Genomic DNA, 22,311 nt, shown 5'->3' on the forward strand with positions numbered 1-22,311 from the left:
AATTCGACAGGAGAATTATGGCTAATTCACGTTCCCGTAAGCAGGTGCGCCTTTCGCGTGCACTCGGTATTGCACTGACCCCGAAGGCTGAGCGCTACATGCAGCGCCGCCCCTACCGTCCTGGTGAGCACGGCCGTGGCCGCACCAAGGACTCGGACTACTCGGTCCGTCTGAAGGAGAAGCAGCGTCTGCGCGCCCAGTACGGCATTCGCGAGTCGCAGCTGCGCACCATCTTTGAAGAGGCACACCGCATTGAGGGCCAGACCGGTGAGAACCTGGTTGAGCTCCTCGAAATGCGCCTCGATGCTCTCGTGCTCCGTGCTGGCTTCGCCCGCACCATCGCACAGGCACGCCAGGTAGTTGTGCACCGCCACATTGTTGTTGACGGCAAGATCGTTGACCGTCCCTCGTTCCGCGTGAAGCCCGGCCAGACCATCCAGGTCAAGGCCAAGTCGCAGGCTTCGGACCAGTTCCTCATGGCTGCCGCCGGTGTGCACCGTGACGTTCTGCCCGACGTTCCCGAGTACCTCGACGTTCAGATCGAAAAGCTGAACGCCACCCTCGTTCGTCGCCCGAAGCGTGCTGAGGTCCCCGTGACCTGCGACCACCAGCTGGTCGTTGAGTACTACTCGCGCTGATCTTCGTTTGTGCGCCCTGGGCAGGATATGCTCAGGGCGCACTGCTTTTTCGTCCCAAAGGATCAGCCATGGAGATCACGCTCGGCGGCATCGCCGCTATCATCGCAGCCCTCGCTTTTGTTGCGCTTGTCATCTTTCTTATTCGCCCGCTTACGAAGTTGGGGAAGACTTTCGATGAACTGACGGTCTCGGTTGAGAAGCTGACCGACGAGACCCTGCCCGCACTGACGAATGCTGCCGAGGCAGTAGCGCGTACCAATGGCCAGTTGGAGCGTATTGACACGATCACGTCGGCCGCAGCCAGGACCGCGGAAGACCTGTCTGCCACGACCACGCTCGTGACCTCCACAATTGCGGCACCGTTCTTGGCGGTGCGCCGCGCGTTCGGAAAGCGCGGTCAGCGGCGGTAGAATAGCCGCTAGTTTGTCCCCGATAGGGGGAGGCCCGTAACTTCCCCTCATTCCATGAGCCGCTCCGCGGCATAGCAAAGAGGAACCATGCGCACTGCAGAGATTCGCAACCGTTGGCTTGACTACTTCGCAAAGAAGAATCATCACGTAGCCGACTCGGTCCCACTCGTGTCCCCGGATCCCTCGATCCTGTTCACGATTGCGGGCATGGTCCCCTTCATCCCCTACATTCTCGGCACCGAGAAGGCACCGTGGCCCCGCGTTGCTTCCGTGCAGAAGTGCATCCGCACCAACGACATTGAGAACGTTGGTCGCACCACCCGTCACGGCACGTTCTTCCAGATGGCGGGGAACTTTTCCTTCGGTGACTACTTCAAGGAAGGTGCACTCGACCTCTCCTGGGAGCTGCTGACCACAAGCCAGGATGAGGGCGGCTACGGCCTTGACCCGGAGCGCCTCTGGATCACCCTGTGGGAAGAAGACACGGTCTCCTACGAGCACCTGACAAAGAAGATCGGGATGGACGAATCCCGCATCGTTCTCCTGCCCTGGGAAGAAGCCTGCTGGGATACGGGCCAGCCGGGTCCTGCCGGTTCCACGGCAGAGTGGCACTACGATCGCGGCCCAGAGTTTGGTCCCGATGCCAAGAGTGGCAAGGTTCCGGGATGGCCGGGCAATGCCGAATCCGAGGATCGCTACATCGAGATTTGGAACAACGTGTTTGACCAGTTCGTGCGCGGCGAGGGCCAGGGCAAGGAATACGAGCTCACGGGCGAACTCGAGCAGAAGTCGATCGATACCGGTCTCGGTGTTGAGCGCCTTGCCTACCTCCTGCAGGGCAAGAACAACATGTACGAAATCGATGAGGTTTTCCCCGTCATCGAGGCCGCACAGAAGCTGACGGGCAAGACCTACGGCACCGACAACGAGGATGATGTCAAGCTCCGCATCATTGCCGACCACGTGCGTTCCGCACTCATGCTCATTGGGGATGGCGTGCGCCCGGGTAACGACGGTCGCGGCTACGTGCTGCGCCGCCTCATCCGCCGCGCGGTCCGTTCCGTGCGCCTGCTCGGCTACGACGAGGTTGCCCTGCCGACCCTGCTGCCGGTGTCAATGGAGGTCATGTCCGAGTCGTACCCCGAACTTAAGACAAACTTCGCCCGCATCTCCGAGGTTGCCTACGCGGAGGAGGAAGCGTTCCGCAGGACACTGGCATCCGGTACCACGATCTTTGAGAACGCTGTCAAGAACCTCAAGCAATCGGGGAAGAGCACCGTCCTGTCCGGATCCGATGCCTTCACTCTGCACGACACGTATGGTTTCCCGATCGACCTGACGCTGGAGATGGCGGAGGAAGCCGGGGTGTCCGTGGATGCGGATGGCTTCACGGCTCTCATGAAGGAACAGAAGGACCGGGCACGGGCCGATGCTCAGGCAAAGAAGACGGGCCACGTTGATGTTCAGGTCTACCAGGACCTGCTCGGCAAGTCCGGTGCCACCAACTTCCTGGGCTACACGGAATCAGTCACGGACGGTACCGTCCAGGCGATTCTTGTGGATGGTCAGCCGGTTCCCGCTGCTGAGGCTCCCGCCGAGGTTGAGATCATCCTCAACCAGACTCCGTTCTGGGCAGAGCAGGGTGGTCAGCTTGCTGACCACGGCACTATTTCTGTTGCCGGTGGCGGTCTTGTCGATGTCATGGATGTTCAGTCACCCATCAAGGGGCTCATCGTGCACCGCGGCACCCTGACCGAAGGCTCTGTTGCCCTGGATGACCAGGTCCATGCCGAGATCGATGTGGACCGCAGGGGACAGATCGCGCGCGCCCACACGGCCACCCACATGGTCCATAAGGCTCTGCACGAGTTCCTCGGGGAGCAGGCCACCCAGGCCGGTTCCGAGAACTCTCCCTCCCGCCTCCGTTTCGACTTCCGTCACGGACAGCAGGTCCCCACCGATGTTTTGACGGACATTGAGGGTCGAGTCAACTCCCGCCTCCAAGACAACCTCCTGGTGACGGACGAGCAGATGAGCCTCGACGAAGCCAAGAAGCAGGGGGCAACCGCCCTCTTTGGTGAAAAGTACGGCGACAGGGTTCGCGTGGTGTCAATCGGTGGCGACTGGTCGAAGGAACTCTGTGCCGGTACGCACGTTCCCGAAACCGGAAACATCGGTCTCGTGTCCGTTCTCGGTGAGGCCTCCATCGGATCCGGTGTCCGCCGCATCGATGCCCTCGTTGGTCAGGGAGCGTACGCGGCAGGTGCAAAGGAACGCGCCCTGGTCTCGCAGATCTCGGCCATGGTCGGCGCCCGCCCGAATGAGCTTCCCGACCGCATCGACTCGATCATGACCCGCCTGAAGAACGCGGAGAAGGAAATTGCCGCGATGCGGACGGCGCAACTCATGGCCGGCGCTGACGATATTGCGAAGTCCGCAACCCGCCACGGTAACGCCCTGTTCGCATGGAAGGACCTGGGTGATGGGGTGAGCGGTGACGACCTGCGTACCCTCGCACTCGACGTGCGCTCCAAGATCGCCGAATCCGAGCCCGCCGTGGTGGCGATCTTTGGTCAGTCCAAGGGCCGACCCATGGTTGTTATTGCCACGAACGAGACGGCGCGTGAGAACGGCATCAAGGCCGGAGCTCTCGTCAAGGTCGCATCGGGCGTGCTCGGTGGTGGCGGCGGCGGTAAGGACGATGTTGCCCAGGGTGGCGGACAGGATCCCACCAAGATCGCAAATGCTGCGCGGGCGATTGAGAGCTCCCTCTGAGTAAGCGTAAGGGCGTGCGCCTGGCCTTCGATGTGGGCCGGGCGCGCATCGGCGTTGCATCCTGCGATGAGGATGCGATTCTCTGTTCCCCGGTGGAAACTCTCTACCGTGATCGACGTGGCGATAGTCACTTTGATGACGTGGATGACCTGATTGACGAATATGAACCGATCGAGGTCATCGTCGGTCTGCCAATGAACATGGACGGAACCGAAGGCGCATCTGCGAAAGATGCTCGGAAATTTGCCCATCAGGTTGCGTTACGGCATCGTAACATTGGGGTACGTTTAGTAGACGAACGGCTAACAACAGTTAGCGCACACAAGACTTTGCACGAGGCAGGCAAGTCCGAGCGTCGCCACCGATCCGTGGTTGACCAGGTCGCTGCTATCCTCATCCTCGAGCTAGCCCTCGACATCGAAGACCGAACGGGGTTACCACCGGGGGAGCAGGTAGGCAGAAAGGGCACGCATGGGTGACATCTTCGACGCGTTCAGTGACGAAACCGTCACAGAATCTGAGAAGGCACGGCCCCGTAAGAAACGCGGCAGCCGCTCCACCGCCATCGTCATTCTGGTCATTGCGATCCTCGCCGGCATTACCGCCGCCATCCTGCCCAACGTGAGGGACTGGATCACGAACGGACCCGCTTCCGAAATCTTTAGCAACAGCCCCGAGGACTATCCCGAAGGCCAAGAGGGTGAACCTGTGCAGGTCACGATTCCCGATGGGTCCACGGGATCGGACATGGCTGCGATTCTTGTTGAAGCCGATGTGGTCGCCTCCACGGGTGCGTTCATTGACGCATTCAACGCAGATTCCGGTGCCGGCAGCATTCAGCCTGGAACCTACGAGTTGCCGACCCAGATCCCGGCCCAGCGCGCGATCTCGCTCCTGAAGGACCACGACGCGCAGCGCGTCGACGTCAACATCACGATCCCCGAAGGCTTCACCCGCACCCAGGTGCACGAGCGGATCGCGAACCTGCTCGATGTCGATATTGCCGATGTTGCGGCGGCCTCCGAGAACGCTGAAGCGATTGGCTTGCCCCCCGAGGCGGAAGGAAACGTCGAGGGCTGGTATAAGCCCGGCACGTACATGATTTCCCCCGACACCCCTGTACACGAAGTGCTTGCCGAGATGGTCTCGGCCCGCAAGTCCGAGCTCGACTCGCTCGGGATTCCCGAAGGTGAACGACAAGAAGTACTAATCAAGGCCTCCATCCTCGAACGCGAGGTCAACCTGCCCCAGTACTACGCTCAGGTCGCCCGGGTTATCGAAAACCGGCTGGTCGATACCGAGTCGGTCAACGGCAGGTTGCAGATGGACTCGACCGTGCTCTACGGGGTTGGCAAGTCCGGTGGCATTCCCACCGCGGAGGATCTCGCGAACGACAATCCCTACAACACGTACCGCCACGGCGGTTTGCCGCCCACCCCGATCGGGGCTGCTGGCAAGCCAGCCATCGAAGCCGTTCTCAACCCGGCTGATGGGGACTGGCTGTTCTTTGTCACTGTGGATCTGCACTCGGGTGAGACGCTGTTTGCGGCTACCCTGGAAGAACACAACGAAAACAAAGCTCGCCTTGACTCGTGGCTGGAACAGAACCCGGACTACGGGCGTTCCGATGCTCCCGAGGTTGGCGGGGATGAAGAAGGGGAAGGCTGATGAAGAAGGCAGGGATTGCCGGATACCCGGTGGATCACTCACTCTCACCGGTCATTCACAATGCCGCCTATAGGGACATGGGCGAAGATATCGAATACGGGTTCTATCCCACCCCGCTCGAACAGCTCGATGACCTGATCGGCGGTCTCGATGACACGTGGGCAGGCCTGTCGTTGACGATGCCGCTCAAGCAGGCCGTAATCGACAAGCTCGATTTTGTTGATGGCCTCGCCAAGACCGTCGGCGCGGTCAACACGGTCTGCTACCAGCCCAGTGGCGGGCAGGTCGTCGGATTCAACACGGACGTGTACGGCATCGCCCAAGCAGTTCGTGAGTCCGGTGAAATCTCAACGCCCTCAGCGATCATCCTCGGTGCAAGAGCAACCGCTTCCTCGGCTCTCGCTGCATGCGTGGAGCTGGGCATCAAGCAGCACATCACGCTCGCCGCCCGCAATCACGGCGGTTTTGGTTCGGCGGTAGCTGCGGCCTCCCGCATGGACCTCAGCCCCTCACTGGTAAAGCTGACCGACAACATCGAGAGCTCACTCGCAGGCACTGGGCTCCTCGTCTCGACACTCCCGGGCGGTGTGGCGGACGATCTGGCGGACCGGATCACGGATGCCAACCTCAATCTGTCCGGACTCACCGTCCTTGACGTGAACTATCACCCGTGGCCGAGCAAGCTCGTGGCGGCGACCGAGGCGCGTGGCGCAACGATTGTTCCGGGCTGGGCCATGCTCCTTCACCAGGCCGTCTCCCAGGTCCGACTCTTCACGAACCGCACCCCGGATGTGGGGGTTATGAGGGCGGCTCTCGAGGCTGAACTGGCACGGCGATGAACTGGACCAGGGGAGTTCCGGTCCTGTGGATTTCCCTTGCCTTGCTCGCTGGCGCTATTGCCGGTCTTGTTGTCGGCTGGGATCAGCTGTTCGGTGCCACCACCGTTTACTCAACCCTTTTGGGGGCGGTTCTCGGGGTGCTATTTCTCATCGATGCGAGGACGCAGTACCTGCCCGACGGGTGGCTCATCATTGCCGGGATCCTCACAGTCCTTCATCCCATCACCGTCATGGTGGCGGTTGACTTTCCCGCGGGCGGCATCATGCTCCTCCTTGTCCTCGTGGGCGCAAGTATTGGCTTCTGCACGTTTGCGATCGCCCGGATCCTGTCCAACTATCAGCTTGGTCTAGGGGACGTGAAACTGGCCGCCGTGCTCGGTGGCTGGTTGCTCCCACTCGGCTGGAAGGCGCTGGGACTCGCCCTTGTGGCGACCGTCGCAATCGGGGCGGTCTGGGTGCTTGTCAGCATTTTGAGGGGCCAGCGGACCGCACCCTACGGTCCGGCCATGGTCCTAGGGGCGATACTGGCAACCGGCCTGGCCTAAAACTCTGGCAAGATAGTTGTCATGTTGTGGATGACTGCTGGAGAATCACACGGCCCCGCCCTTGTCGGGGTCGTCGAAGGACTACCCGCCGGTATTGAGGTGCAGAGCTCCGACATTAGCTCGGCACTCGCTCGCCGCAGGCTCGGAGCCGGGCGCGGCTCCCGCCAGAAGTTTGAGAAGGACGAGCTGGAGATCCTTGCCGGCATCCGTCACGGCAAGACCATTGGTTCCCCCATTGCCCTCGTCATCCGGAACTCGGAATGGCCGAAGTGGACCGCTGTTATGAGTCCCGACCCGGTCGATCCCTCCGAGCTTTTAATTGATGCTGGGACTGGGGATGAAAGGGAGATTTCCCGCAACAAGAAGCTCACCAGGCCCCGCCCCGGTCACGCAGACCTCGTGGGCATGATGAAGTACGGCTTCGACGAGGCCCGCCCGGTCCTCGAACGCGCCTCTGCGCGCGAGACCGCAACCCGCGTTGCTCTCGGTGAGATCGCTGCCCGCTTCCTCTCCCAGGCCGCAGGCATCGAACTTGTCTCCCACGTCGTGCGCGTCGGATCGGTTGCAGTTCCGGAGGATGCTGATAAGCCGTGGCCCGGGGATGTGACTCAGCTTGACGAGGATCCCGCTCGCTGCTTCGACAAGGACACGTCGGTGGCCATGCAGGAGGAGATCAAGGCCGCCCAGAAGGACGGTGACACCCTCGGAGGTGTCGTTGAGGTGCTCGTATACGGAATGCCTCCCGGTCTTGGTTCCTATATTTCTTCCCAGCGCAGGCTCGATGGGCGGCTCGCCCAGGCACTCATGGGTATCCAGGCCGTCAAGGGCGTCGAGGTCGGTGACGGCTTCACGACGGCAGCGCGCCGCGGCTCGGAGGCACACGATGAGATCGTGACCCAGGACGGCAGGATTGTGCGCAAAACCAACCGTGCGGGAGGCACCGAGGGCGGAATGTCGAACGGTGAAGTTCTGCGCGTCCGTGCCGCGATCAAACCCATTTCGACCGTGCCGAGGGCGCTCGCCACAATCGACACCGAGACCGGTGAACCAGCAACCGCCATCCACCAGCGTTCCGATACGACCGCGGTCGTGCCCGGTGCCGTTATTGCCGAAGCCATGGTTGCCCTCACGCTAGCCGAGGCATTGCTGGAAAAGACCGGGGGAGACTCGCTTGCCGAGGTTCGCAGGAATCTTGCTGGCTACCTCAAGTCACGCGGGGAGCACCTCTCATGAGCCGTCCCTACGCGGTCTTCATCGGCCTTCCCGGGTCCGGCAAGTCGACCATGGCCAAGCACATTGCCGAGATTCACGGTCTCGAATCTGCCGATAGTGACGATCTCATCGTCGAAAAAGCTGGCAAGACCATTCCCGAGATCTTCGACGAGGTCGGCGAGGAGGGCTTCCGCAAGATCGAGCTGGAGACCATCATCGAAGCGCTCTCAACTTTCGATGGTGTGCTGGCGCTCGGTGGGGGAGCAATCGTGTCCCCCGGTGTGCGCAAGGCACTGCGCGGGCAGCGCGTCGTCCTCATCGCCGCGGATCACGGAATCCTGCTTGAACGGGTCTCCCGACATCCCTCGCGCAGGCCACTGCTTGAGGCGAGCCCCGAAGAGTCGCTGCGGAGGCTCAGCGCTGAGCGCGAGCCCCTCTACCGTCAGGTCGCGACCCTGACGGTTAAGACCGATACGAGGCCCCCGGCGCGGCTGGCGAGCGAGATCTATGCCCAGCTCGAATCGGATGCGACGACAATCGATGTCGTCGACTACGCGGTGCACGTTGGTCACCACCTTGATCACCGGGTTGCCCAGGCCGCAACCTCCGCATCCTCCGCGCTCGTCGTTCACCCGGAAGCACTCACCGAGAAGGCGGACCGGATCCACCGTGAACTCGAGGCCCGTGGGATCCCCAGCCGCAGCTTTGTTGTGCCCGCGGGGGAAGAGCAGAAGCACCACCGTGAACTTGTTCGCGCCTGGGACACGCTCGGTGACATGAAGATGGCACGCGATGGCGTTGTTATTGGACTGGGTGGGGGAGCGACAACGGATCTTGCTGGCTTCATCGCCGCCACGTGGTTGCGGGGTGTTGACCTTATCCAGGTGCCCACGAGCCTGCTGGGCATGGTGGATGCTGCCGTTGGTGGCAAGACCGGGATCGATACCCCCGCAGGCAAGAACCTCGTGGGCGCATTCCACAAGCCCATCAGCGTCATCGCCGATCTTGACTCACTACGCACTCTGCCGAACGAAGAACTGGTCGCCGGACTCGGCGAAGTTGTGAAGTGCGGGTGGATCGAGGACCGTGCAATCCTTGACCTGGACTCACACGAACTGCTCAATCCCGATAGTTCCGCACTGCGAGAGGCGATTGTTCGCTCCATTGCCGTCAAGGCCCGAATCGTCACCGAAGACTTCAAGGAGACCGGGGCCAGGGAATTCCTCAACTACGGGCACACCCTGGCACACGCGATTGAAAAAGTTGAGAACTTCTCCGTACGCCACGGCGAAGCCGTCGCCATCGGATCCGTGTTCGCCGCAGCACTTGCTCGTGCCGCCGGAGTTTCCGATCTCGTAGAACAACACATTGAATCCTTTGCGAGTGTGGGCTTGCCCGTCACCTACAAGCCCGGCAGACGGGCCGAACTCGTGGACGCGATGATGAACGACAAGAAGGTCCGCAACGGAAAACTGCGCTTCATCCTCTTGAGGCAACAGGGTGAACCCTTTGTGTTCGAGCCTAGTCAGGCCCATCTTGATGCTGCGTGGGAAGCGGTTGGCGCATGATTATTCTCGTAGGCCCGGTCGGATCCGGTGGCACCGAGTTGCTTGCTGAATTTCAGAGCCGAGGGCTATCGGTATGCGATGCTGAGCAGCTCCTGGAGGAGCGGGAGGGCGAGAGCGCATCAGATCTGCTGATCTTCCAGGGGGCGACCGCCTACGCGGAGGCTGAACGCGGTGCCTCACTCGCCGCACTGGACTCGGGTGCAGACGTGGTGCTGCTTGGTTCGGGTGCGCTCGGCAACTCGGGCGATGATGATCGCGGCGTGGAAGTCCGAGCCCGCGTGGATGAAGCTGTCCGCCAAGGCGCCACGAAGGTGTTCTTGACCGCCGAGGCCAAGGTATTGATGAACCGTGCCGGTCTCGATATCCCACGCTCGGTTGCGATCGGTTCACCCCGTTCGTCGTACCTGACCCACCTCAAAGCTCGTGAACCCCTCTACTCGGTAGGGGCGACCACGATCAACACCGCAAGCGGTGAGTGGCCGGTTCTTGCCGATGAGATCATGAACCTGACCTACTAACCGATTTCGTATCTTCCCTATAATCCGTTTTTGCTCGCTACTTGCCTCACATTGGTATGGTCTTCTTGGGCTGATGCTTCAGTTAGCGGTAGTGTTTGGGTGACTAAAACTTAAGGAGTTTTCGTGGCAACATCGAACGATCTCAAGAACGGCATGGTGCTCGTTTTCGACAACCAACTCTGGTCTGTCGTTGAATTCCAGCACGTGAAGCCCGGTAAGGGCCCCGCCTTTGTGCGTACCAAGCTGAAGAACGTCCTGTCTGGCAAGACCGTTGATCGCACCCTGAACGCGGGCGTCAAGGTTGAGACCGCGACCATTGACCGCCGTGACATGCAGTATCTCTACAACGACGGTACCGACTACGTGTTCATGGACCTGGAAACCTACGACCAGCTCACGATCTCTCCCGAGATCGTTGGTGATGCCGCGAACTTCCTCCTCGAGAACCAGAACGTCATCGTCGCAACCAACGAGGGCATCGTCCTGTTCATTGAGCTGCCGACCTCGGTCGTTCTCGAGATCACCTTCACAGAGCCTGGCCTCCAGGGCGACCGCTCCTCGGCAGGCACCAAGCCGGCCACGTTGGAGACCGGTTACGAAATCCAGGTCCCGCTGTTCCTCAACGAGAACACCAAGGTCAAGGTTGACACCCGTACCGGTGAATACCTCGGTCGCGCCACAGACTAGTGGCACGCCACCTCGAAACACAGCGCAGGCGCGCACTCGACATCGTCTTTGAGGCCGAACAGAAAGATATTCTCGTTCCCGGCCTGTTAAAGGAACTGCTCGCCGAACGCCAGGTTCTGTCCACCGCACAGGTGCCCATCCAGCCGGCAGGAGTCAGGCTGGTGGAACTCGTGTCCAATCACCTGTACGAAATCGATGAGCTGATCGAACAGTACTCGAAGTGGGGTCTACGCAGGCTCGCAGCGCTCGATCGCGCAATCCTGCGCCTCGGCCTTGCCGAGATCTGCTTCGACAACCTCGAGATTGGCGTTGCCGTCAAGGAATACTCCGCGATCGTCCGGGAACTGGGAGACGAACGCTCGGTCGGTTTCATCACGGCAATCTTCAACCGCGCAGGTAAAGAACACCGCGCGGCTGCGCAGGCAAAGCCCGACCAGGACGTTACTGCTACTGAATCCACCACTCAAGCATCCGGTCAGTCCGATTCGGAACACGCCCGTGTATCCGAAGCGGATAATGTTCGTGTGTCTGATTCTGATGATGAAGGATTTGCGACTGACGCAGTTCGTAGTGATCTGGCTGCGAGCGGTGTTGGTGATGAGGGATCAATCACGGACAAGACCGCCCAGGCGGTTGCGGATGAGCATTTCCGTGAACAGCCAGGCCATTCCCTATCGGGAGAAACTCCCGATATTGCGGGGAAAGAGACCGATAAATAGTTGAGTACAGGCAGGAGAAATCCTGCCTGTACTTGTGCATGGACGAGTGAGCGGCGCTCACCCGATCGTGCTTAGAATGACAGCACGGGTCCGGCCAGCCGGGTCGGATCTCCTTTAACTACCGTCCGGAGAGGCGGCAAGGAGGCCCACATGAGTCAGCGCACCGTTATGGATGGCGGGGATATTTCCCGCTCCATCACCCGCATGGCACACGAAGTACTTGAACGTAACCACGGAGCAGAATCCGTTATCCTGCTTGGAATCCCATCCCGAGGTGTGCCGATTGCGCAGCGCCTCGCCGACGCGATCAAGAAGGCAAGCGGTGAAGTTGTTCCCGTCGGTGCCCTCGATGTCACTATGTATCGGGATGATCTGCGCCGGAACCCTACTCGTGCACCTTCCCCTACCCGGATCCCCGAAGACGGGATTGACGACAAGATTGTTGTACTTGTCGACGACGTGTTTTTCTCTGGCCGCACCATCCGTGCGGCACTCGATGCTCTCACGAACATCGGTCGCCCCACCGCCGTGCAACTCGCAGTCCTTGCTGACCGCGGGCACCGCGAACTTCCCATCCGCGCCGACTACGTTGGCAAGAACCTACCGACCTCCCGGGCGGAGCGCGTGTTCGTGCAGGTGGAGGAAGTTGACGAGACCGATGCCGTGATCATCGAGGATCCCCGATGAGGCATCTGCTGTCGACAAGAGATCTGAGCCCGGAAGAGGCGCTCGTGATTCTCGATACGGCAGAGACCATGCGGGACACGAACAAGCGCTCGATCCGCAAGCTGCCAGCTCTAGCTGGCCGGACCGTTGCGATCATGTTCTTTGAAGACTCGACCCGCACCCGCCTCTCGTTCGAAGCGGCAGCCAAGAGGCTGTCCGCCGATGTGCTCAACTTTTCCGCCAAGGGTTCCTCCCTGTCCAAGGGGGAGTCCCTGAAAGACACGGCACAGACCCTGTCGGCCATGGGAGCTGAAGCATTCATCATCCGTCACTCCGCCTCGGGCGCAGCCCAGCGGCTTGCTGAGTCTGGCTGGATTGATGCCCCGATTATCAACGCGGGTGACGGTACCCACCAGCACCCAACCCAGGCACTCCTCGATGCGTTCACGATTCGCCGCCACCTCATCGGTGCTGACCGCCTCGGAGCCGACCTCAAGGGCAAAAAGGTTGTCATTGTTGGCGACATTCTTCACTCCCGTGTGGCACGCTCGAATCTTGACCTGCTGACGACCCTTGGTGCCGAGGTCACCCTGGTTGCTCCGCCGACGCTCCTGCCGGTGGGCATGGACGGGTGGGACGCGAAGGTCACCTACAACCTGGATGATGCGATCGACGATGGGCCGGATGCGATCATGATGCTCCGGGTGCAGCACGAACGCATGAACGGGAGCGGGGGAGGGTTCTTCCCCTCGCCCGAGGAATACCACCGTCTCTACGGGCTCAACATGGAGCGCATGGGCAGGCTTCCGAACCACACGATCCTCCTTCACCCCGGGCCCATGAACCGGGGACTGGAAATCTCGGCGGAAGCAGCCGACCAGGATCGTTCCGTTGTTCTCGAACAGGTAGAGAACGGAGTCTATGTTCGCATGGCAGTTCTTTATCTCACCCTGGCCAATGAGGAGGCAGCATGAGCACCCTATTCACCGGGGCAAACATTCTTGGTAAAAAAACAGCCGATATTCGCGTCAAGGACGGATTCATTGCGGAGCTTGGCGAGAATCTCGAGGTGGGTGACAGCACGGTCGTTGACTGCACCGGCCTGATCGCGCTCCCCGGGCTCGTTGACCTCCACACCCACCTGCGCCAGCCCGGCCGGGAGGATGCGGAAACGGTTCTGACCGGAACAAAGGCCGCGGCGGCTGGTGGCTATACGGCGGTGCACGCCATGGCCAACACGACCCCCGTGCAGGACACTGCGGGCGTTGTCGAACAGGTCGCGAAGCTCGGGAAGCAGGCGGGCTATGCCTACGTGCAGCCGGTTGGTGCCGTCACGGTTGGCATCAAGGGGGAGCGGCTGGCCGAATTGGAGGCCATGCACGAGTCTCGCGCCAACGTCACCATGTTCTCTGACGATGGGAACTGCGTCTCCGACCCGGTTCTCATGCGCCGCGCACTCGAATACGTTCGCTCTTTCGGGGGAGTGATTGCGCAGCATGCGCAGGAGCCCCGCCTAACGGAGGGAGCGCAGATGCATGAGGGAAGCGTCTCGGCTGAGATCGGTTTGGCCGGCTGGCCGGCCGTTGCAGAAGAGTCGATCATTGCCCGGGACTGCCTGCTCGCCCAGCACGTCGGCTCCCGCCTCCACATCCTCCATGTGTCCACGAAGGGCAGTGTGGAACTCATCCGCTGGGCGAAGGCCCAGGGCATTGAGGTGACGGCCGAGGCGACGCCTCATCACCTGTCGCTCGACCATGCCCTCGCCCGCACTTACGACCCGCGGTTCAAGGTCAACCCGCCCCTGCGCACCGAATCCGATATCGCGGCACTCAAGGCGGGCTTGGCTGATGGCACGATCGACACGATCGGGACCGATCATGCGCCCCACCCGGTAGAAGCCAAAGACTGCGAGTGGGCAGCCGGTGCGTTTGGTATGACGGGACTGGAAACAGCACTTCCTGTTATCCACCAGGAGATGGTTATGACCGGGCTGTTGACGTGGGCCGATGTTGCTCGCGTCATGTCCACCGCGCCCGCCAAGATCGCGGGCATGACCGACCAGGGTCAAGACATTGCAGTTGGCAACCATGCAAACCTGTGCTTCTACGATCCGGAGGACCCGGTCGTGGTCAAGGGAAGCGATCAGGTGACCAAATCAGCCAACACCCCCTACGAGGGACGGACCCTGCCGGGCAGGGTCAAGCACACAGTTTTTCGGGGACGACTGACGTTCCTCGAAGGAAAGGTAACCGAATGAGAGAGCAAGCACTCCTCGTGCTCGAGGACGGTACGGTATTTCCGGGACTCGCGTGGGGAAAGCGAGGCCGAACCACCGGTGAGATCGTGTTCTCCACCGCGATGACCGGATATCAGGAAACCTTTACCGACCCCTCCTACCACCAGCAGATCGTGGTCATGACTGCCCCGCACATTGGCAACACGGGCGTGAACGACGAAGATGGTGAATCGGACCGAGTCTGGACCGCGGGCGTTGTGGTACGCGATCCCGCGAGGCGTGCCAGCTCGTGGCGTGCCACCGGCGAACTTGAGGACTACCTCATCGAACACGACGTTGTTGGTATCTGCGAGGTTGATACGCGTGCTATTACTCGGCACCTGCGCGATCGGGGTGTCATGAAGGCAGGAATCTTCTCGGCCTCTGCACTGCCCGCAGGTGCAGACACCGGCTCCCAGCAGGCCCGCGACATCCTCATTGGTCTCGTCAATGACTCGCCGGCCATGGCCGGCGCCGAGCTTGCGTCGGTTGTCTCGACTCCCGCTCCCTACGTGGTGGAACCGCGCGGTAAGTTCGAGGGTCAGGACCCGGTCGTCAAGATCGTCGCCGTTGACCTCGGAATTAAGAACCGGACTCCGTGGCAGCTCGCCGAACGCGGCGCCCAGGTCACGGTCGTGCCGCAGGCTACGACACTGCAGGAACTGCTTACCCTTGAACCGGATGGCGTGTTCTTCTCCAACGGTCCCGGCGACCCTGCCGCTGCCACCCACGAGATCGAAATGCTGCGCGGCGTGCTTGACGCCAAGATTCCGTTCTTCGGTATCTGCTTCGGCAACCAGCTTCTGGGTCGCGCCCTCGGATTTGGCACCTACAAACTTGAATATGGGCATAGGGGAGCGAACCAGCCCGTTCTCGACCGCGAAACCGGCAAGGTAGAAATTACTGCCCACAACCACGGCTTCGCCGTGGACCTCCCGGTCGATGAAGCCACCGAAGCCCCCTACGGGGAAGGACGATACGGCCGGGTGGCGGTCTCGCACGTCGGTCTCAACGACGGTGTCGTTGAGGGCCTGCGCTGCCTCGATATTCCCGCCTTCTCCGTCCAATTCCATCCCGAGGCCGCTGCCGGCCCGCACGATGGGGAACATATTTTCGACCGCTTCATCACCATGATCAAGGAGGTGGGCTGATGCCCCGCCGCACAGACATTACCTCAGTTCTCGTCATCGGCTCCGGCCCCATTGTGATTGGCCAGGCCTGCGAATTCGACTATTCGGGCACCCAGGCCTGCCGTGTGCTCAAGGACGAGGGGCTGCGTGTCATTCTCGTCAACTCGAATCCGGCCACGATCATGACCGACCCCGATCTGGCTGACGCTACCTACGTGGAGCCCATCAGGGCGGATGTTCTCACGACCATCATCGAGAAGGAACGTCCCGACGCGCTGCTACCCACCCTCGGTGGCCAGACCGCACTCAACGCCGCCGTGGAACTGTCGGAACTGGGCGTACTCGAAAAGTACGGTGTCGAAATGATCGGTGCCCGCCTCGAGGCCATCCAGGCGGGTGAGGACCGGGAAAAGTTCAAGGAGGTCGTCGAAAAGTGCGGTGCAGAATCCGCCCGCTCTGCGATCTGCAACACCCTCGAAGAATGCTTCGACGCCGCAGAGGAACTCGGCTACCCCGTTGTCGTGCGTCCCAGCTTCACCATGGGCGGGCTCGGCTCGGGCTTCGCGTGGAACAAGGAAGAGCTTGAGCGCATTGCCGGTGCAGGCCTGCACTACTCGCCCACCACCGAGGTTCTTCTCGAAGAATCGATTCTTGGCTGGAAGGAATTCGAGCTGGAGATTATGCGCGACCAGGCAGACAATGCCGTGGTCGTGTGCTCGATCGAAAACGTAGACCCGGTTGGCGTGCACACGGGTGACTCCATCACCGTTGCGCCCTCGCTGACCCTGACCGACCGCGAATACCAAAACCTGCGGGACATCGGCATCGCCGTCATCCGCGAGGTCGGTGTCGACACGGGCGGCTGTAATATTCAGTTCGCTGTCGAGCCCGACACGGGCCGCGTCGTCGTCATCGAAATGAACCCGCGCGTTTCCCGGTCGTCCGCACTCGCGTCGAAGGCAACGGGCTTCCCGATCGCGAAGATCGCCGCCCGCCTCGCGCTCGGCTACACCCTGGACGAGATCCAGAACGACATCACCGGCTCCACCCCGGCCTCGTTCGAACCCTCAATTGACTACGTCGTGGTCAAGATCCCGCGTTTCGCATTCGAGAAGTTCCCGGCAGCCGACAACCACCTGACAACGACCATGAAGTCCGTTGGTGAGGCAATGGCGATTGGTCGTAACTACACTGAGGCCCTTCAGAAGGCCATGCGGTCCATTGACAAGAAGAATTCCTCGTTCACCTGGAAGGTAACGCGGAGCCTCGACGAACTGCTCGAAGCAGCCTCCCATTCGACGGAGGACCGGATCCATGCGGTCCAGCAGGCCCTCTACCTCGGTGCCACCATTGAGCAGATGTTTGAGATCACGAGCATCGACCCCTGGTTCCTCGACCAGATGGTTCTGCTCAATGAGATCGCAACCGAGATCTCCGAATCGGACGCACTGTCCGCGTCCCTCCTGGGATATGCGAAGCGGCACGGATTCTCCGATGCTCAGATCGGTGAACTGCGGGACATGAGCGAGGAGGCGGTCCGCGAGATCAGGGCAGCCTACGACCTGCACCCGGTTTACAAGACAGTCGATACGTGCGCGGCCGAGTTCAAGTCCGATACCCCGTACCACTACTCGAGCTACGACAAGGAGAACGAGGTTGCGAAGCGCGAGCGTCCCGCAGTCATCATCCTCGGCTCCGGCCCGAACCGGATCGGTCAGGGCATCGAATTCGACTACTCGTGCGTGCACGCCACCCTCGCGCTGCGTGACAAGTACGAGACCGTCATGATCAACTGCAACCCCGAGACCGTCTCCACGGACTACGACATGTCGGACAGGCTCTACTTCGAGCCCCTCACCCTCGAGGATGTCCTCGAGGTCTACCGGGCAGAATGCGAAGCCGGGCCGGTCGAGGGCGTCATTGTTCAGCTTGGCGGCCAGACACCGCTCTCACTCGCAGCCGACCTCAAGGCGGCAGGCGTGCCGATTCTCGGCACCTCGCCCGAGGCGATTGATGCGGCGGAGGACCGTGCCCTGTTCGGAAACGTGCTTGAGGAAGCTGGCCTGCCGGCCCCCGCCTACGGCACGTCGACCACCGACCAGCAGGCGATCGATATCGCCTACCGAATTGGTTACCCCGTTCTTGTGCGCCCCTCCTACGTGCTCGGCGGCCGCGGCATGGAAATCGTCTACGACGAGGCCCAGCTGCGCGACTACCTTGCCCGCCAGGCCAACGCCATGGGAGACGCGACCCGGAGGGTTGCCCCGCTCCTCATCGATAAGTTCTTGGACGATGCGATCGAGATCGACGTGGATGCACTCTACGACGGAACGGAACTGTTCCTCGGCGGCGTCATGGAACACATTGAGGAGGCCGGCATTCACTCCGGTGACTCCGCCTCCGTCCTGCCCCCGCTGACCCTCGGTCAATCCATGATCGATAGAATTCGCGCGTCGACCGAGGCGATCGCCAAGGGCGTGGGTGTACGCGGGCTCATCAACATCCAGTACGCGCTCGTCTCCGATGTTCTGTACGTCATCGAAGCGAACCCTCGTGCCTCCCGCACGGTGCCGTTCGTCGCGAAGGCAACAAACGTGCCGCTCGCGAAGGCAGCAACGCTGATCATGGCTGGCTCCACCATTGCGGAGCTTAAGAAGGATGGGCTCCTTCCTACAGAGGATGCGACCAAGATCGAGAAGGCTCCCATGACCGCGGTCAAGGAAGCTGTCCTTCCGTTCAAGCGTTTCGCAACCAAGGACGGCAGGATCGTCGACTCCCTGCTCGGACCCGAGATGCGTTCCACGGGTGAAGTCATGGGCCTGGACCAGAACTTCCCGCTCGCCTTCGCGAAGTCCCAGGCGGGCGCCTTCGGCGGACTCCCGAGTGGAGGCAACGTGTTCGTTTCGGTCGCGGACCGTGACAAGGGGGCGATCATCTTCCCCGTCAGCGGACTTGTGGAGATGGGATACACGATCTATGCAACCTCCGGGACGGCAACCCTACTCAACCGTTACGGGGTTCCCGCCACCGAGGTGCGCAGGAACTCGGCAGGTCGCGGCCCCAACGGCGAACCCACGATCATCGACCTCATCACCGAGGGCAAGATCGACATGGTCGTCAACACCCCCTCCGATTCGGGTACCCGAGCCGATGGTTACGAGATCCGGGCCGCAACAACCGCGGCCGATAAGCCGATCATCACGACCGTCCAGGCCTTCGGTGCCGCCGTTCAGGCACTCCAGGCGTCGGGCGAGGGCTTCGATGTCATGAGCCTTCAAGAGCTCGGTGCGAGGAACGCGCGATGACCTTCGCGTCACGACTCTCCAAGGCGCAGGAGCGCTTCGGACCGATCTGTGTCGGAGCAGACCCCCATGCTGCCATCCTTGGCAGCTGGGGGTTGCCCGACAGCCCCGCCGGCCTCCAGAGCTTTTCTGAGATCTTCACGGAGGCCTTCGCGGGGCGGGTCGCCTCAATCAAACCCCAGGTTGCGTTCTTTGAACGGCACGGATCGCGGGGACTCGCAGTCCTCGAAGAACTCATCGGCGCCTTCCGTGAGGCTGGGACCCTCGTTATTGCCGATGCGAAGCGTGGCGATATTGGGTCGACTATGGCGGGGTATGCGGATGCGTGGCTGGGGGATGGGCCGCTCGGCTCCGATGCCGTTACGCTCAGCCCCTACCTCGGTGTCGGATCACTGGAGCCCGCCTTCGAGCTCGCAGCTCAGAACGATCGTGGCATCTTTGTGCTTGCGGCCACCTCGAATCCCGAGGGTGCCGCCATCCAGGGCGCACAAACCGCACCTGTCACACGGAAATCTGGTTCGGCGGATCCTGGACAGGATCGTATCGATCTTCCGGGTGATGTGGCGGTTGCTCAGCGGGTGCTGGCGGAGCTCGGTGCCTACAACGTGTCGTACTGGCCGGGTGTTCCCGGTTCACTTGGTGCTGTGATTGGTGCCACAACTAGTCAAAGGCTGGCGGCCTGGGGCGTTGATGCAGCGGTGCTACATGGCCCAATTCTCGCTCCCGGGGTAGGTGCTCAGGGAGCATCGGTGCAGGATGCGGAAGGGGTTGCTCGTGGTAATCTTCTCTGCATCCCCGTGTCCAGGGCGATATTGCGTGCAGGTCCAGATGTCGATGCATTACAGAATGCCCAAGTCGCACTGAAGTGACATCATTTTGTTACCTTGTTTTGATAGGGTGACGACTGGTGCGCTGACGCACATCACAACCACATCTTCACAGGAGTATTACTCATGGCTCTTCCCTCCCTTTCCCCCGAGCAGAGACAAGCCGCCCTCGAAAAAGCCGCCGTGGCACGTAAGCGCCGTGCAGAGCTCAAGAAGTCGCTCAAGGCTGGCGAGACTACTCTGTCCGAAGTTTTGACACTAGCGAAAGAGGACGAGATCATTGCAAAGCTCCGCGTTTCGGCTCTTCTTGAGTCCATGCCCGGAATCGGCACCGCCAAGGCACGCGCCATCATGGACCGGACCGGCATCTCACCCTCGCGTCGCGTGGGCGGTCTCGGACCCCACCAACGTCAGGCTCTCATCACCCTGTTCTGCTAATGCCGGCATTCGTCATCTGTGGGCCGACCGCGGTCGGCAAGGGAACAATCGTCCGTGAACTCCTTGCGGCACAGCCAAATATGTGGCTCTCCGTGTCTGCCACGACTCGCACCCCCAGGGAAGGGGAGCGTGACGGCACGGACTACTATTTTGTGAGCCCGCAGCGTTTCGATGAGCTGATTGCGGATGGCGACATGTTGGAATGGGCGACAGTGCACGGCGTGCACCGGTACGGAACTCCGCGCACTGCCGTCGATGAGGCAATGGCCAAGGGCAAAATCGTGATCCTTGAAGTGGATCTCGATGGGGCGAGACAGATCCGTGCCTCCATGCCCTCCGCCCACCAAATTTTCATTTCCCCACCCACGTTCGAGGATCTCGAAACCCGGCTTGAAACCCGGGGGACCGAGGGACCCTCGGAACGTGCACGCAGGCTCGAGACGGCACGGGTGGAAATGGCAGCGAAAGACGAATTCGATTCGATCGTTATCAATGACGACGTGGCACGGGCCACGGGCGAAATCCTGTCAATCATGACGCAAATCAAGTAGCATGAGTCGTTGAGCTAGAGGAAGGCTGAAATGTACGGAACAGTACCCGAGCCGGAAGGCATCACAGACCCGCCGATCGACAATCTTCTCGATAAGGTTGACTCGAAGTACGCGCTGGCTGTCTATTCCGCAAACCGCGCACGCCAGATTAATGATTACCGTCAGGAACTCATGTCCGCTGATGGCAACGTTGTGCATGTCGGTCCCTTGGTATCCTCCGATCCGGAAGAGAAGCCGCTATCCATCGCGCTTCGCGAGATCGTTGAGGACAAGCTGGTTCTCGCACCCACCGAAGACTAATGACTGAAACAACCGTAAGGGCCCTCGGTGCATCCGCGGGCCCTTCGCGTATCGTCCTCGGAGTCACGGGCGGCATCGCCGCCTACAAATCCGCGATCCTTGCTCGCCTCTTCGTGAAGGCGGGCCACGACGTGCGCATCATCCCCACGGACTCGGCATTGCAAATGGTGGGGCGCACAACCTTTGCCGCACTGTCTTCCCACCCGGTCCACACGAGCGTGTTTGATGATCCGGAAGGTGTCGAACACGTCCGGGTTGGTGACGAGGCGGAGCTCGTCGTCATCGCACCAGCCACGGCCAATACCATTGCCAAGCTTGCCCACGGGGTCGCAGACAACCTGCTGACAACAACCACGCTGGTGGCAACATGCCCGATTCTTGTTGTACCTGCGATGCATACGCAGATGTGGAACCACCCGGGCACCCAGGCCAATGTACAAACCCTCCGCGACCGCGGAGTCTATGTTCTCGATCCGGCTGTTGGCAGGCTGACAGGTGCCGACTCGGGTGTGGGGCGCATGCCCGAGCCGGAACAGATCGCACAAACGGCCTTCGGCATGCTGATCGACCAGGATCTTGCCGGCACCCGGTTTGTCATTTCCGCCGGCGGCACGCGCGAGCCCATCGACCCGGTCCGTTTCCTTGGCAACCGTTCCACTGGCCGCTTTGGCATTGCTCTCGCACTCAACGCAGCGCAGAGGGGAGCGAAGGTTGATCTCGTTGCCTGCAACATCGATCGCGCGCTCCTGCCCAATCATCCGCGCATCACAGTCCACCCCGTCGGCACGGCCCGGGAATTGCAGGATGCCATGACGCAGAAGGCGGACGGGGCATCCGTGCTCATCATGACCGCGGCGGTTGCAGACTTCCGTCCCGCCCAATCCGGTGGATCAAAATTCAAGAAGGGTGCTGGCGCCACCCCCGACATCACCCTCATCGAAAACCCCGACATCCTCAAAGGCCTCGCATCCGACCGCTCCCATGGCGCACTCGTTGTCGGCTTTGCAGCCGAAACGGGTGACGAGCACGGCACCGTGCTCGACTACGGAAAGAAGAAGGCCATCGCCAAGGACGCTGACCTTCTCGTCGTCAACCGCGTGGGTGAAACCGTTGGTTTCGGCGACGTCGACACCGCCATCACCATCCTCGATCGGGAGGGCAATCCGGTGGCGGAGGACGAGGGAACGAAGTCTCACATGGCGGGAATCGTGCTCGACACTATTGCCACGCATGTCCGTTAACT

At 61.2% G+C, this 22,311-nt stretch carries 22 protein-coding genes; all 22 read left to right on the top strand.

The genetic code is table 11. The features are described 5' to 3' along the window. Positions 1–17: 17 nt before the first annotated feature. The 22 genes from rpsD to coaBC all read left to right on the top strand — a co-directional run bounded on the left by rpsD (position 18) and on the right by coaBC (position 22,309). Positions 18–638 carry a 30S ribosomal protein S4 gene (rpsD, locus tag BN1241_RS11250; protein WP_054953648.1) on the top strand — a complete coding sequence of 207 codons (621 nt, stop codon included), beginning with the start codon at positions 18–20 and terminating at the stop codon, positions 636–638. A gap of 68 nt (positions 639–706) precedes the next feature. Further along, the gene (locus BN1241_RS11255) at positions 707–1,048 is read left to right on the top strand and encodes a DUF948 domain-containing protein (RefSeq protein WP_054953649.1); all 342 of its coding nucleotides are present in this window, start codon (positions 707–709) and stop codon (positions 1,046–1,048) included. An 87-nt stretch (positions 1,049–1,135) separates the two neighbouring features. Next, a complete protein-coding gene (alaS, locus tag BN1241_RS11260; RefSeq protein ID WP_054953650.1) occupies positions 1,136–3,823 on the top strand; it encodes an alanine--tRNA ligase in 2,688 nt (895 codons plus the stop codon). Positions 3,824–3,837: 14 nt separating this feature from the next. Continuing rightward, the gene (ruvX, locus tag BN1241_RS11265; protein ID WP_082418342.1) at positions 3,838–4,302 is read left to right on the top strand and encodes a Holliday junction resolvase RuvX; all 465 of its coding nucleotides are present in this window, start codon (positions 3,838–3,840) and stop codon (positions 4,300–4,302) included. Further along, the gene (gene mltG / locus BN1241_RS11270; RefSeq protein ID WP_054953652.1) at positions 4,295–5,491 is read left to right on the top strand and encodes an endolytic transglycosylase MltG; all 1,197 of its coding nucleotides are present in this window, start codon (positions 4,295–4,297) and stop codon (positions 5,489–5,491) included. The genes ruvX and mltG overlap by 8 nt, the downstream gene beginning before the upstream one ends. Next, on the top strand, positions 5,491–6,330 hold the full coding sequence (locus tag BN1241_RS11275) for a shikimate dehydrogenase family protein (RefSeq protein ID WP_054953653.1): 840 nt from the start codon (positions 5,491–5,493) through the stop codon (positions 6,328–6,330). The genes mltG and BN1241_RS11275 overlap by 1 nt, the downstream gene beginning before the upstream one ends. Further along, complete coding sequence (locus BN1241_RS11280) at positions 6,327–6,875, top strand: prepilin peptidase (protein WP_054953654.1); 549 nt, start codon at positions 6,327–6,329, stop codon at positions 6,873–6,875. The genes BN1241_RS11275 and BN1241_RS11280 overlap by 4 nt, the downstream gene beginning before the upstream one ends. Before the next feature lie 30 nt (positions 6,876–6,905). Continuing rightward, positions 6,906–8,108 (top strand): chorismate synthase, encoded by a 1,203-nt coding sequence (gene aroC / locus BN1241_RS11285; RefSeq protein ID WP_222704475.1) that lies wholly within the window; start codon positions 6,906–6,908, stop codon positions 8,106–8,108. Further along, positions 8,105–9,655, top strand: a complete 1,551-nt coding sequence (gene aroB, locus BN1241_RS11290) for a 3-dehydroquinate synthase (protein WP_054953656.1) — start codon at positions 8,105–8,107, stop codon at positions 9,653–9,655. Before aroC ends, aroB begins: the two co-directional genes overlap by 4 nt. Next, positions 9,652–10,173, top strand: coding sequence for a shikimate kinase (locus BN1241_RS11295; RefSeq protein ID WP_054953657.1), 522 nt, complete (start codon positions 9,652–9,654; stop codon positions 10,171–10,173). Before aroB ends, BN1241_RS11295 begins: the two co-directional genes overlap by 4 nt. Positions 10,174–10,296: 123 nt before the next feature. Beyond that, positions 10,297–10,860 carry an elongation factor P gene (efp, locus tag BN1241_RS11300; protein WP_054953658.1) on the top strand — a complete coding sequence of 188 codons (564 nt, stop codon included), beginning with the start codon at positions 10,297–10,299 and terminating at the stop codon, positions 10,858–10,860. Then, positions 10,860–11,579 carry a transcription antitermination factor NusB gene (locus BN1241_RS11305; protein ID WP_054953659.1) on the top strand — a complete coding sequence of 240 codons (720 nt, stop codon included), beginning with the start codon at positions 10,860–10,862 and terminating at the stop codon, positions 11,577–11,579. Before efp ends, BN1241_RS11305 begins: the two co-directional genes overlap by 1 nt. 150 nt (positions 11,580–11,729) lie before the next feature. Further along, entirely contained in the window at positions 11,730–12,266 is a 537-nt protein-coding gene (gene pyrR / locus BN1241_RS11310; protein ID WP_054953660.1) for a bifunctional pyr operon transcriptional regulator/uracil phosphoribosyltransferase PyrR, read from the top strand. Further along, positions 12,263–13,219, top strand: a complete 957-nt coding sequence (locus BN1241_RS11315) for an aspartate carbamoyltransferase catalytic subunit (protein WP_054953661.1) — start codon at positions 12,263–12,265, stop codon at positions 13,217–13,219. Before pyrR ends, BN1241_RS11315 begins: the two co-directional genes overlap by 4 nt. Beyond that, positions 13,216–14,502: a dihydroorotase gene (locus tag BN1241_RS11320; protein ID WP_054953662.1), complete on the top strand. Its 1,287-nt coding sequence runs from the start codon at positions 13,216–13,218 to the stop codon at positions 14,500–14,502. Before BN1241_RS11315 ends, BN1241_RS11320 begins: the two co-directional genes overlap by 4 nt. Continuing rightward, on the top strand, positions 14,499–15,671 hold the full coding sequence (gene carA / locus BN1241_RS11325; RefSeq protein ID WP_054953663.1) for a glutamine-hydrolyzing carbamoyl-phosphate synthase small subunit: 1,173 nt from the start codon (positions 14,499–14,501) through the stop codon (positions 15,669–15,671). The genes BN1241_RS11320 and carA overlap by 4 nt, the downstream gene beginning before the upstream one ends. Next, on the top strand, positions 15,671–18,955 hold the full coding sequence (gene carB, locus BN1241_RS11330) for a carbamoyl-phosphate synthase large subunit (RefSeq protein ID WP_054953664.1): 3,285 nt from the start codon (positions 15,671–15,673) through the stop codon (positions 18,953–18,955). Before carA ends, carB begins: the two co-directional genes overlap by 1 nt. Next, complete coding sequence (gene pyrF, locus BN1241_RS11335) at positions 18,952–19,821, top strand: orotidine-5'-phosphate decarboxylase (protein ID WP_054953665.1); 870 nt, start codon at positions 18,952–18,954, stop codon at positions 19,819–19,821. The genes carB and pyrF overlap by 4 nt, the downstream gene beginning before the upstream one ends. Positions 19,822–19,905: 84 nt before the next feature. Continuing rightward, entirely contained in the window at positions 19,906–20,217 is a 312-nt protein-coding gene (mihF, locus tag BN1241_RS11340) for an integration host factor, actinobacterial type (RefSeq protein WP_054953666.1), read from the top strand. Continuing rightward, entirely contained in the window at positions 20,217–20,768 is a 552-nt protein-coding gene (gene gmk / locus BN1241_RS11345; RefSeq protein WP_054953667.1) for a guanylate kinase, read from the top strand. The genes mihF and gmk overlap by 1 nt, the downstream gene beginning before the upstream one ends. Before the next feature lie 30 nt (positions 20,769–20,798). Then, positions 20,799–21,068, top strand: a complete 270-nt coding sequence (rpoZ, locus tag BN1241_RS11350; RefSeq protein WP_054953668.1) for a DNA-directed RNA polymerase subunit omega — start codon at positions 20,799–20,801, stop codon at positions 21,066–21,068. After that, positions 21,068–22,309, top strand: coding sequence for a bifunctional phosphopantothenoylcysteine decarboxylase/phosphopantothenate--cysteine ligase CoaBC (gene coaBC / locus BN1241_RS11355; protein ID WP_054953669.1), 1,242 nt, complete (start codon positions 21,068–21,070; stop codon positions 22,307–22,309). Before rpoZ ends, coaBC begins: the two co-directional genes overlap by 1 nt. The last annotated feature ends 2 nt before the right edge of the window (positions 22,310–22,311 follow it).

The sequence above is a fragment of the Flaviflexus massiliensis genome, assembly GCF_001375495.1.
GTDB lineage: Bacteria > Actinomycetota > Actinomycetes > Actinomycetales > Actinomycetaceae > Flaviflexus > Flaviflexus massiliensis.

What these genes read in the sequence shown, in the direction of transcription:
- BN1241_RS11295 (WP_054953657.1), top strand. Translation starts at nt 9,652, where the DNA reads ATGATTATTCTCGTAGGCCCGGTCGGATCCGGTGGCACCGAGTTGCTT.
- rpoZ (WP_054953668.1), top strand. Translation starts at nt 20,799, where the DNA reads ATGTACGGAACAGTACCCGAGCCGGAAGGCATCACAGACCCGCCGATC.
- gmk (WP_054953667.1), top strand. Translation starts at nt 20,217, where the DNA reads ATGCCGGCATTCGTCATCTGTGGGCCGACCGCGGTCGGCAAGGGAACA.
- mltG (WP_054953652.1), top strand. Translation starts at nt 4,295, where the DNA reads ATGGGTGACATCTTCGACGCGTTCAGTGACGAAACCGTCACAGAATCT.
- carB (WP_054953664.1), top strand. Translation starts at nt 15,671, where the DNA reads ATGCCCCGCCGCACAGACATTACCTCAGTTCTCGTCATCGGCTCCGGC.
- carA (WP_054953663.1), top strand. Translation starts at nt 14,499, where the DNA reads ATGAGAGAGCAAGCACTCCTCGTGCTCGAGGACGGTACGGTATTTCCG.
- rpsD (WP_054953648.1), top strand. Translation starts at nt 18, where the DNA reads ATGGCTAATTCACGTTCCCGTAAGCAGGTGCGCCTTTCGCGTGCACTC.
- BN1241_RS11320 (WP_054953662.1), top strand. Translation starts at nt 13,216, where the DNA reads ATGAGCACCCTATTCACCGGGGCAAACATTCTTGGTAAAAAAACAGCC.
- coaBC (WP_054953669.1), top strand. Translation starts at nt 21,068, where the DNA reads ATGACTGAAACAACCGTAAGGGCCCTCGGTGCATCCGCGGGCCCTTCG.
- BN1241_RS11280 (WP_054953654.1), top strand. Translation starts at nt 6,327, where the DNA reads ATGAACTGGACCAGGGGAGTTCCGGTCCTGTGGATTTCCCTTGCCTTG.
- mihF (WP_054953666.1), top strand. Translation starts at nt 19,906, where the DNA reads ATGGCTCTTCCCTCCCTTTCCCCCGAGCAGAGACAAGCCGCCCTCGAA.
- BN1241_RS11255 (WP_054953649.1), top strand. Translation starts at nt 707, where the DNA reads ATGGAGATCACGCTCGGCGGCATCGCCGCTATCATCGCAGCCCTCGCT.
- pyrR (WP_054953660.1), top strand. Translation starts at nt 11,730, where the DNA reads ATGAGTCAGCGCACCGTTATGGATGGCGGGGATATTTCCCGCTCCATC.
- alaS (WP_054953650.1), top strand. Translation starts at nt 1,136, where the DNA reads ATGCGCACTGCAGAGATTCGCAACCGTTGGCTTGACTACTTCGCAAAG.
- BN1241_RS11315 (WP_054953661.1), top strand. Translation starts at nt 12,263, where the DNA reads ATGAGGCATCTGCTGTCGACAAGAGATCTGAGCCCGGAAGAGGCGCTC.
- BN1241_RS11275 (WP_054953653.1), top strand. Translation starts at nt 5,491, where the DNA reads ATGAAGAAGGCAGGGATTGCCGGATACCCGGTGGATCACTCACTCTCA.
- pyrF (WP_054953665.1), top strand. Translation starts at nt 18,952, where the DNA reads ATGACCTTCGCGTCACGACTCTCCAAGGCGCAGGAGCGCTTCGGACCG.
- aroC (WP_222704475.1), top strand. Translation starts at nt 6,906, where the DNA reads ATGACTGCTGGAGAATCACACGGCCCCGCCCTTGTCGGGGTCGTCGAA.
- aroB (WP_054953656.1), top strand. Translation starts at nt 8,105, where the DNA reads ATGAGCCGTCCCTACGCGGTCTTCATCGGCCTTCCCGGGTCCGGCAAG.